Source organism: Veillonella nakazawae, assembly GCF_013393365.1.
Classification (GTDB): Bacteria; Bacillota; Negativicutes; order Veillonellales; family Veillonellaceae; genus Veillonella; species Veillonella nakazawae.
Genome location: NZ_AP022321.1, coordinates 1340346 through 1355000, shown reverse-complemented (window position 1 = coordinate 1355000; position 14655 = coordinate 1340346). Strand labels below are relative to the sequence as shown.

The 14655-nt window shown below is 37.9% G+C and carries 14 protein-coding genes (1 of these 14 cut by a window edge); all 14 read left to right on the top strand.

Annotated elements, in window-relative coordinates; genetic code table 11:
* Positions 1-1322 carry the 3' portion of a PepSY-associated TM helix domain-containing protein gene (locus VEIT17_RS06135; RefSeq protein ID WP_178885277.1) on the top strand. The gene continues 4 nt to the left of window position 1, outside the view, so 1322 of the gene's 1326 nt are visible here — the last part of the coding sequence; its start codon lies off the left edge, out of view; the stop codon is at positions 1320-1322.
* Between the two features lie 150 nt (positions 1323-1472).
* Complete coding sequence (nhaA, locus tag VEIT17_RS06130) at positions 1473-2627, top strand: Na+/H+ antiporter NhaA (protein ID WP_119209060.1); 1155 nt, start codon at positions 1473-1475, stop codon at positions 2625-2627.
* Positions 2628-2655: 28 nt separating this feature from the next.
* Positions 2656-3828, top strand: a complete 1173-nt coding sequence (gene nhaA / locus VEIT17_RS06125; protein ID WP_119209059.1) for a Na+/H+ antiporter NhaA — start codon at positions 2656-2658, stop codon at positions 3826-3828.
* A 241-nt stretch (positions 3829-4069) separates the two neighbouring features.
* Positions 4070-4678, top strand: a complete 609-nt coding sequence (locus tag VEIT17_RS06120) for a peptidoglycan-binding protein (protein ID WP_119209058.1) — start codon at positions 4070-4072, stop codon at positions 4676-4678.
* Positions 4679-4905: 227 nt separating this feature from the next.
* Complete coding sequence (purR, locus tag VEIT17_RS06115) at positions 4906-5724, top strand: pur operon repressor (protein ID WP_060924833.1); 819 nt, start codon at positions 4906-4908, stop codon at positions 5722-5724.
* Between the two features lie 128 nt (positions 5725-5852).
* Positions 5853-7226, top strand: coding sequence for a bifunctional UDP-N-acetylglucosamine diphosphorylase/glucosamine-1-phosphate N-acetyltransferase GlmU (gene glmU / locus VEIT17_RS06110; protein ID WP_178885274.1), 1374 nt, complete (start codon positions 5853-5855; stop codon positions 7224-7226).
* Positions 7227-7352: 126 nt separating this feature from the next.
* On the top strand, positions 7353-8306 hold the full coding sequence (locus VEIT17_RS06105; RefSeq protein WP_060924825.1) for a ribose-phosphate diphosphokinase: 954 nt from the start codon (positions 7353-7355) through the stop codon (positions 8304-8306).
* 10 nt (positions 8307-8316) lie between these two features.
* Entirely contained in the window at positions 8317-8895 is a 579-nt protein-coding gene (pth, locus tag VEIT17_RS06100) for an aminoacyl-tRNA hydrolase (RefSeq protein WP_155086891.1), read from the top strand.
* A 58-nt stretch (positions 8896-8953) separates the two neighbouring features.
* The gene (locus VEIT17_RS06095) at positions 8954-10435 is read left to right on the top strand and encodes an aminotransferase class I/II-fold pyridoxal phosphate-dependent enzyme (RefSeq protein ID WP_155086892.1); all 1482 of its coding nucleotides are present in this window, start codon (positions 8954-8956) and stop codon (positions 10433-10435) included.
* Between the two features lie 2 nt (positions 10436-10437).
* Positions 10438-11124 carry a dTMP kinase gene (locus VEIT17_RS06090; protein ID WP_119209054.1) on the top strand — a complete coding sequence of 229 codons (687 nt, stop codon included), beginning with the start codon at positions 10438-10440 and terminating at the stop codon, positions 11122-11124.
* Positions 11125-11199: 75 nt separating this feature from the next.
* Entirely contained in the window at positions 11200-12240 is a 1041-nt protein-coding gene (locus tag VEIT17_RS06085) for a DNA polymerase III subunit (RefSeq protein ID WP_119209053.1), read from the top strand.
* Positions 12241-13086, top strand: coding sequence for a PSP1 domain-containing protein (locus tag VEIT17_RS06080; RefSeq protein WP_119209052.1), 846 nt, complete (start codon positions 12241-12243; stop codon positions 13084-13086).
* Positions 13079-13804, top strand: coding sequence for a tRNA1(Val) (adenine(37)-N6)-methyltransferase (locus VEIT17_RS06075; protein ID WP_129822818.1), 726 nt, complete (start codon positions 13079-13081; stop codon positions 13802-13804). The genes VEIT17_RS06080 and VEIT17_RS06075 overlap by 8 nt, the downstream gene beginning before the upstream one ends.
* Positions 13794-14642, top strand: a complete 849-nt coding sequence (gene rsmI / locus VEIT17_RS06070) for a 16S rRNA (cytidine(1402)-2'-O)-methyltransferase (protein WP_129822820.1) — start codon at positions 13794-13796, stop codon at positions 14640-14642. The genes VEIT17_RS06075 and rsmI overlap by 11 nt, the downstream gene beginning before the upstream one ends.
* The last annotated feature ends 13 nt before the right edge of the window (positions 14643-14655 follow it).

Sequence of the window (14655 nt, the reverse complement as noted above, 5' to 3'; positions counted from 1 at the left end):
CAAAAATTTATAAAATTCATAAATGGTTATCTATAGTTTCTGTGCTATTTTTCTTAATGTTCTGTATTACAGGACTTATCCTTATGTTCAGAACTGAATTAAATGCATGGGCTCAAGGAGGATCACATCACTCCTCGTTATCAATGGAGATGAGCCAACAAGAAATGTCTATTTTTAATTATGCTGATGAAGGTGCCCTATTAGTGAAAGAAAAATATCCGTCTAAGGATATTTTAAATATTTCTCCAGCTATGGGGGCTACAGATATTTTACGGTATCGTATTATTGATTCTTCCGCAACTGTAGCGCCTCCAGCGCGTATGGGGATGGGAGGGGATTATGTATTATATAACCCTAAAACAAAGTCCCTCATAACTACGCATCATGAAACGCCTGCGCATCCTTGGGTTCGAAGTGTATTACATACACTTCATCAACTACATACTCGATTAGATCTTGGTAAAACAGGAATTTATATTGTAACGATTTTATCTTTAGTATGTGGGTTATCTATTATTTCTGGTGTTTTTTTATATGGTCCATTTCGTAAAAGCTTTGCAAAATCTACTGTATTGTCTAACTATATGAAACTAAGTACATTACATCGAGAATTTGCTATGGTTGCCACTGTATGGGGATTCATATTATGCATTACAGGTGTATGGATAGGTGGATTTTTTATTGCTAATGACAGCTATAATGCAGATGTACTATACACTGCAAAGCAAGAACTTTCAATTGGTCAATCTGACATTTTACAACCATCTGAAGCTATCTCTCGAATTATGAAAGCATACCCAGATCGTCAGCTTATATCTATAGATTATCCATCTAAATTTAATAATCATCATTATGCATTTTATTTAGGTGCTGAAAATGATGATGATCCAGCTATGTTCTTGGGCCAACCAGTCTATGCTAATTTATATACTGATTCTACTAAGGATATGTATTCTACAAAAAATATCCCCTGGTATTTTACAGGCATGACTACAATGATTAATCTCCATATTCATAATCATAATACGATGGCTCTTAAAATATTATGGGCCATCTGGGATATTGTTCTTATTGTAGGCATTGTGACTGGTATTATTATGACTATTAAAAAGAAATTTGGCAGAGCTAGTGCTACAGAATCTAAAGTATCGGCTGAGATAAAACATGTTTGGCGTACACCAATCTGTTGTGCTACCTTAGTATTACTTGGATTTATTATGCCACTTTGGTCCAATCCAGTTACAAATACTATAGCAGGTATTTGTTTAACTATTCCTCTAGTAGTATTTTTTATTTCTTTAATTAGAGGATTTAATCATTAATTCATTGTATATTTTATACACTTAATCAATGAGGTTCATCATAAGTTTATTGATTTATTTCGAACTAAAATGATAAAATAATATATATTAGTTATAATTTTATGTAGTAAAATTTGTATTTATTTTATGATTGAGAAAGTGGTAGTTACTATGAATTATATAAAAGCATTTATTCAGTCTGAATCATCTGGCGGTATTATGCTCTTATTAGCCGCTATTCTTGGTGTTATTACAGCAAATTCTCCGCTAGCAGAACAGTATTTCTCCTTAATGCATGTGTTTTGGGGCCCTATGGATATATTGGAGTGGGTAAATGATGGATTAATGGCTCTTTTCTTCCTATATGTAGGGCTAGCAATTAAATCCGAAATGATTTCTGGTGAGCTGAATACAAATTCAAAACGACTACTACCAGTATTAGCTGCTCTTGCAGGCGTTGTGACACCAGCTTTAGTATATTTCTTAATTGCTGGATCTGTGCCTGAGTATACTCATGGTTGGGGAATTCCAACAGCTACTGATATTGCATTTGCCATAGGTGTAATTATGATGCTCGGTAAGCGTGTATCACATGCTATGAAAGCATTTCTTTCTGCATTGGCGGTTATAGATGATTTAATTGCTATTATTGTTATAGCTATCTTTTATGGTGCTGGTGTTGATTTCCCATACTTGATTGGTGCTGCTATCGTTACAGGTGCATTGTGGTATACTAACAAACAAGGATATGTTAGACCTGTATTATATGGTGTATTAGGTGCAGCTCTCTGGTACTTTGTATTAAAGTCTGGTGTTCATGCAACCATTGCAGGTGTTGTCTTAGCTATGACTATTCCTGCAACAGGTAAACTTGATGGTGAAACAGTATATCCTATGCTTAAATGGGCTGATAAACTGAAGAACTGGGTTAATTTCTTGATTATTCCTTTATTTAGTTTCTTAAATGCTGGTGTATCCTTTGCTGATGTTTCAGCAGATCACCTATTCCATCCTGTTGTACTAGGTGTTTCATTAGGTCTTATTTTAGGTAAACAGTTTGGTATTTTTTCTGCTGTTTTCGTTTTGGTTAAATCTAAAATTATCAAGATGCCTACTAATACAACATGGCCAGAAGTTTATGGTACAGCCATTGTTTGTGGTATTGGTTTTACTATGAGCTTATTTGTGGCCACATTGGCATTTCCACCTGGTGTAACTCAAGAAATGTCTAAAATTGGTATCTTTATAGGATCTATTATTTCTGGTTTATTAGGTGCTATAGTTTTAATTGTGGCTTACAAAATAAGATCTATTAAGAACAAATAATGAACTTATTATATTAGGAAGGAATCATATGGAACGGATATTTGTACTTTTACGTTCTCCTGGTTCGGCTACTGCCGTTTTATTAGGAGCTACACTTATTGCATTAATCGTAGCGAATTCTCCATTGGCAACACAATATATGTCTCTGGTTAATTTAAAACTAGGTCCATTAACAACGATGGAGTGGGTTAATGATGCATTAATGGCGATTTTTTTCCTCTTTGTTGGATTAGAAGTAAAACGTGAATTGGTAAGTGGTGAACTTAATACGAATGCTAAGCGTATCATGCCAGGTATTGCTGCATTATTTGGTGTATTAGTACCTGCTATTATTTACTATCTTATGGCTGGATTTAGTGAAGTTTACATTCATGGATGGGCTATTCCTACTGCGACAGATATTGCTTTTGCTATAGGTGTAATAACTGCATTAGGCTCAAGAGTTCCTAACTCTATGAAAGTATTTTTGACAGCCTTAGCTGTTATTGATGATTTAATTGCCATTATTGTTATTGCTATATTCTACGCAGCACATCTTAATCTTTTCTATTTATTCGGTGCTGTAGTTGTAACGGGGTTATTGATTTATTGTAATCGGTCTGGTTACGTTAGATCTTTATCTTATATCATTCTTGGTATCATTTTATGGTACTGTATTCTTCGTTCTGGTTTACATGCTACAATGGCAGGCGTAATCTTGGCGATGACAATTCCTGAACGGGGCAAGATTGGTCGTAAATATGTTAGACCAATGCAACATTGGGAACATTATTTATCTAACTGGGTAAGCTTTGTTATTGTTCCTATTTTTGCTTTCTTTAATGCCGGTGTAAGTCTTGGTGGATTTGGTGTAGCAGATTTAACACATCCAGTTGTTTTAGGCGTTGCCCTAGGTCTTATTTTAGGGAAACAAATCGGTATCTTTGGTGCTATGTTTGGAATGATTAAGTTAGGTATTGTACCTATGCCAGCAGAAGCTAACTGGAAATTTATATATGGTACATCCATTGTATGTGGTATTGGTTTTACTATGAGTATATTTGTTTCCGTTTTAGCTTTTGATCCAGGTCATGCTCAAGAGATGGCTAAAGGTGGGGTATTAATCGGCTCTATTATTTCTGCAATTATTGGTTATATATACTTACGTATAGTTGGTGCTAATCGTAAAGAGTGCCATATTGGTTTGTATCATAACTGCTAAAATTAAATAGTATTATTAAAGTCTCCATTATTGACTCCCATACATCTAATGTTAAATTACATTTTACTTAGATAAAGTAGTCCATAATGGAGATTTTGTTTCATTGGTATCTTAGATTTCTATGATATATATGTAGTTAATAAAGTGCATTATACATGCATTTTTTGTATTACTATCTCAATATTGTTTATAGATTATTTAATACTGTATAGTATACTACTTAATGTAAGGTGAGGTGTATATGGTTAAAAAAATAATTATTGCATGTACGCTTGTTTGTATGACTACAATGGTATCTTCTGTATCATTGGCGAAAACGATTGATAAGGGACAACGGGGTCACCATGTAAGTAAGGTCCAAACAATGTTAAAACATCAAGGTTTTTTGCATGATTCTGTAGATGGCATTTATGGTCATAACACAGAACAGGCCGTACGAAAATTTCAAAAGTCGAAGGGACTCGCTGTCGATGGGCGAGTTGGTCCTGCAACAATGAATGCTTTAGAAAAGATGGAGACTCGATATGGTGGTCATGGTACAGCATTAAGTCATGATGGTGTGCCGAATAAATACTCTCGAGTATTAACTATGCAGGCTAGTGCTTATTCTGCTCAAGATCCTGGAAATGGAAATTTTACGGCTACAGGTAGTCGCTTGAAGAAGGGCATTGTATCTGTAGATCCAAAATTAATTCCATTAGGTACGAGATTATACATTGAAGGATATGGTTATGCTGTAGCTGACGATGTTGGTGGTGCTATTAAAGGTCATAGAATTGATTTAGCCTATGATTCACGTTCTGAAGCATTGCAGTTTGGTCGTCAAACTGTGAAGGTTTATGTTTTATAATAAAAGCTCTCTAGTTCATATATTATTGTAATAGACTATAAGGTCTAGTTTTACAGTATTATATGAGGTCTAGAGAGTTTTTTTATTTTGCCGAATTATAGTGTTTTTATAACCTCGAATATTCGGAAATTATGGTATAATAAATAAAAGATATATTTGAGATGATTCATGACTTTTATTGAATGAGTACAATCAATAGTTATATGATGAATGGTAAAGGAAATTCTATGGATAAAGTACGGCGTGTGGAACGAATGGTGGCAATGACAAAATTGTTAGTTGATTCACCGCAAAAATTGATTCCTTTAAATTATTTTTGTGACTTCTTTGGCATGGCTAAATCTACAGTTAGTGAAGATTTAACCTGTGTTAGACAGTCTATGGAACACTTTCAACTAGGCACATTAGAAACAGTGGCTGGTGTGGCAGGCGGGGTACGTTTTATTCCTCATCGGAAGGGTACTCAAGCAAATGATATTCTACGAGATGTGCAAGCTCGTTTAATGGAACCAGATCGTATTATCCCTGGTGGGTTTATTTATATGTCTGATATCTTGTATGACTGGCATGTAATGACACGTCTTGGGGAAATCATAATGACTCGCTTTATGGACCGCAATCCAGATTATATTTTGACGGTTGAAACGAAGGGTATTCCTTTAGCTGTTATGGTGGCTAGAGCGTTTAATAAACCTCTCGTTATTGCTCGTCGTGATAGTAAAGTAACAGAAGGGTCTGCTATTAGTATTAACTATGTAACTGGCTCCTCTGGTCGTATTCAAACTATGACGCTTACTAAACGTGCTATTCCACCGAATGCTAGGGTCTTAATTATCGATGACTTTATGAAAGCTGGAGGTACAGCAAAAGGTCTTAAAGAACTTGTACTTGAAATGAGTGGTATTGTAGTTGGTACGGGTGTTCTTGTAGCAACGGCAGAGCCAAATCCAAAGTTAATAGATGATTATGAATCATTATTTACTTTCTATGGCATCGATGAAAATACAAAGAAAATAAGTATAGAGCCAGTATTTGATGAAGAATAAACGATTAATATTACATCCATTATAGTTAGCTATAATAACTCTATATGGAGTTTTAGTTTGCTGACTAATATGATGAGATTAATAGAGTAAATGGTCTAGATATAAGAGATAACAGATAGGAGATTACTATGAATATTGCAAGCCTTATTTTAGCTGCTGGTAAGGGTACACGCATGAAGTCTAAGTTACCAAAAGTATTGCACAAGGTTGGTGGCAAAGCCATGGTGGAACGCGTTCTGGAAACTGTTCAATCCATCGGTACTAATCGTGATGTTGTTATCGTTGGCTTTGGCGGTGATGCAGTACAAAATTACTTAGGTAATCGCGCTGAATTTGTTCGTCAAGAAGAACAAAATGGTACTGGTCATGCTGTAAAAATGGCTCAACCAGTGCTTGGCAATTATGATGGTACAATCTTATTATTGTGTGGTGATACGCCACTCGTTACAAAGGAAAGCTTAGAGGCTCTTTTAGAGGAGCATAAAAACTCTGGTGCAGCTGCTACGATTTTAACAGCACATATGCCTGATCCAACTGGTTATGGACGCATTATTCGTAATGAAGCAGGTTCCGTAGTTCGTATTGTAGAACAAAAAGATGGTAAACCAGAGGAATTAGCCGTTCAAGAAGTAAATACTGGTATGTACGCCTTTGATAGTAAAAAATTATGGCCTTGCTTAGATCAACTATCTGATGATAATGCGCAAGGTGAATTGTATATCACGGATGTAGTTGGTATTCTTGTAAATGGTGGCGATAAGGTAAGCGCTTATATGACTAAAGACTTTGAAGAGTCTCTAGGTGTAAACTCTCGCTTGCAATTAGCTGAAGCTGAGGCTATTTTAAAACACCGTAAAAATATTGAATTAATGACAGCCGGTGTAACAATTATCGATCCAGCAAATACTTACGTAGCTCCAGAGGTAACAGTAGGGGCCGATACAATCTTACATCCTGGTACAATACTTGAAGGCGATACTGTAATTGGTGAGCGTTGTGAAATTGGTCCACATACTCGTTTAACAAATGTGAAAGTTGGTAACGATACGATTATCCACTTCACTTATGGTCATGACTGCGAAGTAAAAGATGGTGTAGATGTTGGTCCATATGTTCATTTACGTCCAAATACTGTACTAGGCAACAAGGTTCATGTAGGTAACTTCGTAGAGGTAAAAAATTCTAATGTTGGAGAAGGAACTAAGTTCCCACATCTATCTTATATCGGCGATAGTGATGTAGGATCTGGTGTTAATATTGGTTGTGGTACGATTACTGTAAATTATGATGGTAAAGTTAAACATCGTACGACCATTGGCGATGGTGCTTTTGTAGGCTGTAATAGTAACTTAGTAGCTCCTGTAACAGTTGGTAATTATAGTTATGTAGGAGCAGGTTCTACTATTACTAAAAATGTACCAGATAAGGCGTTAGCAGTGGGCCGTAGTAAGCAAATTGTGAAAGAAAATTGGGTAACAGACGATACTTTCAAAAAGAAATAAAAAAATATTATAATTTTTTAACACAATTTGGGCAAAATAGTATACAATAAAAAGGCAATAGTGTGTATCTGTAATGGATGATTATGGATAAGTAACCAGTATAGGAACAAATGAAAGGGTAACAAAATGGCATTTGAAGACGGCAAAAAACTTAAAATTTTCACAGGTAATGCGAATCCTGCATTGGCAAAGGAAATTTGTGATTATTTAGGTTTGCCTTTAGGTGAAGCGTTTGTAGGTCGCTTTAATAATGGCGAAGTACAAATTATGATTGATGAAAGCGTACGTGGCAAAGATGTATTTATCATTCAACCAACTAGCTATCCTGTAAACGATAATTTAATGGAATTAATGGTTATGGCTGATGCGTTAAAACGTGCTTCTGCTCGTCATATTACAGCTGTAGTTCCTTACTACGGTTATGCTCGCCAAGACCGCAAAACTCGTGGTCGTGAACCAATTACTGCAAAATTAGTAGCAAACTTGATGCAAACTTCTGGTATTACACGTCTTGTAACAATTGACTTGCATGCAGGTCAAATTCAAGGCTTCTTCGATGTGCCTGTAGATCATTTATATGGTGCATCCATTTTAGCTAAATATATTAATGAAAAAAATCTTGAAGATGTTATTGTAGTATCTCCAGATCTTGGCGGTGTTACAAGAGCTCGTGATTTGGCTGACCGCATTGGTGCGCCAATTGCAATCATCGAGAAAAAACGCCCTGAACCAGGCGTAGCTAAAGTTATGAACCTCATCGGTGATGTAAAAGGCAAAAACTGTATCATCGTTGATGATATTGTAGATACAGCAGGTTCTCTTGTAGAAGGTGCTAAAGCATTAGAAGCATTTGGTGCTAAATCTGTTATGGCTGCTGTTACCCATGCTGTATTAACAGATCCAGCAAGTGAACGCATTGCAAACTCCAACATTAAAGAGCTTATCGTAACAAACACAATGCCATTACCAGAAAATTGCAAATTAGACAATGTAACGCAACTATCTGTAGCTCCATTATTAGGCGAAGCAATTATGCGTATCTTTCATGAAGTTTCAGTAAGTAATTTATTTGATAAATAATAGGTGATTCTTGAAGTTAGTAGTAGGCCTTGGTAACCCAGGCAAGCAATATGAAGCGACAAAACATAATATTGGATTTATGGTCATCGATGCCATTGCGGATAGTGTTTCTCATACTCCTTGGAGAGAGGAACAAAAGGCAGAGGTGTGCAGTATTAATGTAGCTGGTGAAAAGGTATTGCTTGTAAAGCCTCAAACATTTATGAATGCAAGTGGCGAATCTATAGGTCCATTAATGCGATACTACAAGATCGATCCATCTGATGTGTATTGTATTTATGATGATATGGATTTACCGGTAGGCAAATTGCGAATTCGACCAAATGGTAGTTCTGGTGGGCATAATGGGATTAAATCCTTAATCTCCCATATAGGAACAGAAAATTTTCCGCGTTTTCGCGTAGGTATTGGTCGTCCATTACCACAATGGACTGTCATTGACCACGTGTTAGCACCATTTAGTGAAGAATCACAAGAGAAAGTACAAAAAGGTATCAAAGATACAGTAAAGGCTGTATTAGGTACTTTAGAGGTGGGCATAGACAAAGGGATGAATCTGTTTAATCCTAAGCGTCGTCCACAGCGATAAATAACATGCAAAAGGGCATGAGTCTCATTGAGATTCATGCCTTTTTTACGAGGTATATATGAGCAATCAAGAGAAAATGCCTTTTGTAGAGGCTTTAGAATCATATAAGGAACAACATTTTGTGCCTTTTCATACACCTGGTCATAAGATTGGTGTTGAAGCGCCTCAGTTACTAAAAGACTGGATGGGACCGGCACTGCCATATGATTTAGGGGTTATGTATGCTCTAGATGATTTACATGAACCTGAACGGGAATTAAAAGAGGCTCAAGATCTAACGGCTGAATTATATGGAGCTGATGATTGCTGGTTCTCTATTAATGGCACAACCGCTTTAATTGAAGCGATGATTATGGGGAGCGTAGGTCCTGATGAAACGATTATCATTCCTCGAGAAGCACATCGTTCCGTTATTAGTGGATTAGTGTTATCTGGTGCGAAGCCTGTTTATATGGATTGCCAATTTGATGATCGGTGGGGTATCCCTTTAGGTGTATCAGTGGATGCTGCTATTAAAACCATGGATGCTCATCCAGAGGCTAAGGCGATTCTCTTAGTGTATCCAAACTATTATGGTGTAGGTGTAGATATTGTAAAGATTGTAAAAGAAGCGCATAAACGAGGGATGATTGTTCTTGTTGATGAAGCGCACGGACCTCATTTACCATTTTCAGAAAATTTACCTGTTGAAGCCATTGCGGCAGGTGCAGACTTAGTAGCACAAAGCACGCATAAATCGGTAGGTTCTTTGACGCAAACCTCTTGGCTATTAGGCCAAGGGGATAAAATCAATCAGCGTCGCATTACGCAAATGCATCAAATGCTACAAAGCACTAGTCCCAATTACATATTCCTTGCCTCCTTAGATATGGCGCGTCATCAATTAGCCACCGAAGGTAAGGCGCTAATAAGTCGAACCGTAGAATTGAGCCTATATTTGCGTCATGAGCTCAATAAGATTTCAGGTATTACTACTATGGAATATATAGACATTCAAGAACGAGTAGTAAACTATGATTGTACAAAAGTACTAATTGATGCTAAAGCACTTGGACTGACAGGTATTGAGTTTGAACGGATGTTGCGCGAATATCGTATTGAGGTAGAGTTAGTGCAAGCGCACCATGTGTTAGTACTCATTACTATTGGCGATACAAAAGAGTCTATAACGTTCCTCATTCAAGCCGTACAAGCTATAAGTGATACGATATTACATACATCTAAAGTAGCTAATAGTAACGTGGTGGAGAATACAGAAAATCTTAGTAAAGATTCTTCATTGCTACCTAAACCTATTGTGCGTGTAACTCCTCGCAATGCTATGTATGCTAATCGTGAGCAAGTTCCTTTACGAGATGCACTGCATCGTATTGCAGGAGAGACTATTGCTTATTATCCACCAGGGATTCCTTGTGTAGCGGTAGGTGAAGAGATTAGCTCCTCTGTGTTACAATATATAGAGAATCGGAAGGCTCTAGGGTATGTGCCGAATGGAGCCGATGATATGTCATTGGAAACAATCTGGGTGTTACAGGAGTAATTATGGGGACTTTAATTATCTTAGAAGGCGGAGATGGTAGCGGTAAGGCTACACAAACTAAACTTTTAGTAGAACGCTTAATCAAGGAGGGGCATGCCGTTAAATCTGTGAGCTTTCCAAACTATGATAGTGGTGCTGCTATGCCTATCAAAATGTATTTAGCTGGTGAGTTTGGCAAAGATGTACATGATGTAAATCCTTATGTAGCAAGCTCCATGTATGCCATAGATCGCTTTGCATCCTTTAGAACAGATTGGGAAGAGTTCTATAAAAATGGGGGCATCATTATTGCAGATCGCTATACGACGTCTAATATGGTACACCAAATGGTTAAATACGATGATCCAAAGGAACGTACTGCATTTTTGGATTGGCTTGAAGACTTTGAATTTAACAAATTTGCTTTGCCCACACCTGATGCGGTATGTCTCTTAGATATGCCTCTCGAAGTGAGTGAAGCCTTAATGGCTGAGCGTACTGGTAAAACGGGCGGTAATACAGGAGATATTCACGAAGGAAATCATCAATATTTAGTAGCTGTTCACGATGCCTATGAAGAGCTAGTAGAACGCTATCAATGGCACCGAATTCCTTGTGCCACAAAAGGTAATTCCAGTCAGTATACATTGCGCACCATTGAAGAAATTCATAACGATGTATATCAAGCAGTAGTAAATCTACTACCTTAGGATAGGGCGACTCTTTTAAAAGTCGCCTTTTTCTTATATAATATTAATATTGAGCATGTATTGATAGGAGGGGCTATGACATATTTTGATTCTATAATTGGTCAAGATTCGATCAAGGCACACCTATCGAAACTTGTAAGTAGCAATGCATTGCCACATAGCCTTTTGTTTTATGGTGAAGCAGGTCTTGGTAAGCTAGATATGGCAATCGGTTTGGCATCCTTATTATTAGGACGTCAAGTATTTTCTCAACCCAAGGGAGAATCGTATTTAGCTGACGTTAAAGAAGCACGTCTTGCTAATGGTGAGACTGAAAAACGTATTGAAGCAGAAGGTTTGCCTATCTATATGGATAAAGGCGATGCCTTTTGGATTCGTCCTATGAAGACAACTTTAAAGGTGGAACAGTGGTATTCCTTACTACAAGACCATCTGTCTGTGGCCGGGAATGGTAATCGCGTAGTTATTGTGGAGGACTTTCATACGGCTAACGCAGTCATGGCAAATGCTATGTTAAAAACCATTGAAGAACCGCCAGAAAAGGTGTATTTCATCATTATTACGAATAAAATTAACACCGTATTGCCGACCATCGTTTCAAGATGTATGGGCGTTGGTTTTAACAGTGTTGATGTAGATACGATTCGCACGGCACTTGTGGCACGTGGTATCACCGGTGATATTGAGCAGGCTTTGTTAGCCGGTCATGGCAATCCACAGTTAGTGGAAAAATTGGCTACTCAAGATCGCATTGAAATGCTAGAGTTAGCCGTTAAGGTAATGGACATGCTTGCTTTTGAAACAAGATGGTTTTCTATGATTTCTCTAGCTTGTGAAAGCTTACCTCGTGAAAGTCTAACAGAATTGATGCATTGGTTACGTCTTGTAAGTAGAGATATGATGGCTCTTAAAATGGGGGCTCAAGACGGACAATTACAAGTACCTATGTACAAAACTCAATTATTACGATTATTACCGCGCTGGTCTATGCAAGCATTGTCTCAGGTCATTACTGAAACATTGCAAGCGGAACGGGCTTTGCGTTTACATATAAAAACCGCTCTCGTGGTGGACGGTCTTAGTATCGCCCTTCATGATGCTCGGGAGGAGGACTAAATGCTAACCATAGTTGGCGTACGCTTTAAAAAGGCTGGGAAGATTTATTATTTTCTGCCTGAACAATTAGAACTATCCGTTGGTGATGGGGTTATCGTTGAAACAGCACGTGGCGTTGAATACGGTACAGTTGTGATCGGACCAAAAGAGGTCTTTGAAGATACTGTTGTAGCTCCTGTTAAGCCAGTTATTAGAAAGACGACACCAAAGGACTTAAAACAAATTGAGAAGAATAAAGAGCGCGAAGAAAAAGCCTTTGAGATTTGTCTCGAGAAAATTGGTAAACGTAAATTACCGATGAAACTCATCAATGTAGAATACACATTTGATATGAATAAGATTATATTCTTCTTTACTGCAGATGGTCGTATCGACTTCCGTGAGCTAGTTAAGGATTTAGCAACAGTATTTAGAACGCGCATTGAGTTGCGCCAAGTAGGCGTCCGCGATGAGGCTAAGGTACTCAATGGTATTGGCGCTTGTGGCCGACCTTTATGCTGTTCTAATTTCTTAGGTGATTTTACACCTGTTTCGATTCGCATGGCTAAGGATCAAAACTTGAGCTTAAACCCAACGAAGATTTCTGGTGTTTGTGGTCGTTTGATGTGCTGCCTTAACTACGAAGATGATTTGTATAAAAAGGGTGGCGACCTATATGTGAAGAAGGAACGCCCTCAAGCCCCTCAAGATGTGGCGCCTCCAGGTATTGGTAAGGAGGTCGTCACCGATGAAGGCATTGGTAAGGTCTTGAAGGTAAATCATCACAAGCATACTGTAAAGGTACAGCTTGAAGCAGGTCGCACCATCGATTTGAAATGGTCCGAGGTGGCATTGCCTGATGAATGATCAAGAAAGACTTGATGATTTAATTATAGATGGCTTACAGCTTTATCAGCGTACTGATATGTTTCGCTTTTCCTTTGACGCTATTGCGCTCATTCACTTTTGTCGTTTTAATGGTCGTCATACTTATGTTGATTTTGGAACGGGAACAGGTGTTATGCCACTCATTGGTACGTCATTAGGAGCGGGCCATATAACGGGCATTGATATTAATAAGACTATCATTGAATTGGCTCAACGTAGTGTTGAATACAATCATAAACAAGATGTGGTAACGATGTTATGTGGCGATTATCGTCATATGTCGTATCGGGATATACAAGACAAGCCCTTTGATGGTGTTATTGTAAATCCTCCTTTTTATGATTATGAAAGCGGTGCAAAGCCCACTTCTGATGAAAGAGCGGTTGCTCTTCATGATAAACATACATCGTTACAAGAAGTTTTGAAAGCTGTACAGTCCTTTATCAAGTGTAAAGGTCGTTTGTGGATGATTTATAGTGCTAGTCGTTTACAATATGTGCTGCATGAACTAGAAATAGCTAACTTTCAAGCTAAGCGAATTCGCTTTATTCACGGTATGATAGATAAACCTGCGAAACTTGTACTAATAGAGGCTCTCTATCAAGGTCAGGCTGGTCTTGTGTTAGAGCCACCACTAATCGTTTATGAGAAGCCTAATGTGTACACAAAGGAGGTGTCCTCTTGGTATGAACGATAACGAATGGGGCATCTTATATCTAGTGCCTACACCAATAGGTAATTTAGAAGATATGACCTATCGGGCAGTTCGTATCTTAGGTGAAGTAGATGCTATCGCTGCCGAAGATACGCGCCATACAGGCATATTATTAAAACATTTTGACATTAAGAAGCCTTTAATTTCTTATCATGAACATAATAAGGAGGAAAAAGGTGCTTATATTATAGAGCTTTTGTTAGAAGGACAGTCTATTGCTTGCGTTAGTGATGCAGGCATGCCGGCTATATCTGATCCAGGGGCTGACCTAGTAATAAAAGCGATTGAAGCAGGTATAACGGTGGTACCACTGCCAGGTGCTAATGCGGCATTAACAGCGCTTATTGCATCAGGCTTAGATACTAAATCCTTTGCCTTTGCCGGATTCTTACCCAAACGGGGCAAACATCGGGTTGAAGAACTACAGCGACTTTCACAAGTAACGGGAACCTTGATGTTTTATGAAGCACCTCATCGTTTGCAAGAGGTCTTACAAGATATGTATGAAGCCTTTGGCAATCGATCTATCACGGTGGCAAGAGAATTGACAAAGAAGTTTGAAACCTTTGTGCGCACCGATTTAGAGAGCCTTGTAAATGATTTGGAACAGCTCACGTATAAAGGGGAATTCGTCCTCATTGTAGGTGGTGCTGATACAGTAGAGTCTGATGCTAGTGCTGTTTCGGATGAACCAGTATCGTATGTAGATGCTGTACAAGCCCTTGTAGAAACAGGGATACCTAAAAAAGAAGCAATTCGCCAGGTGGCAAAGCGTTTTAACGTTTCCCGCCGGGATGTATATAATATTGTAGAACGTTAAACCTTCCCATTCG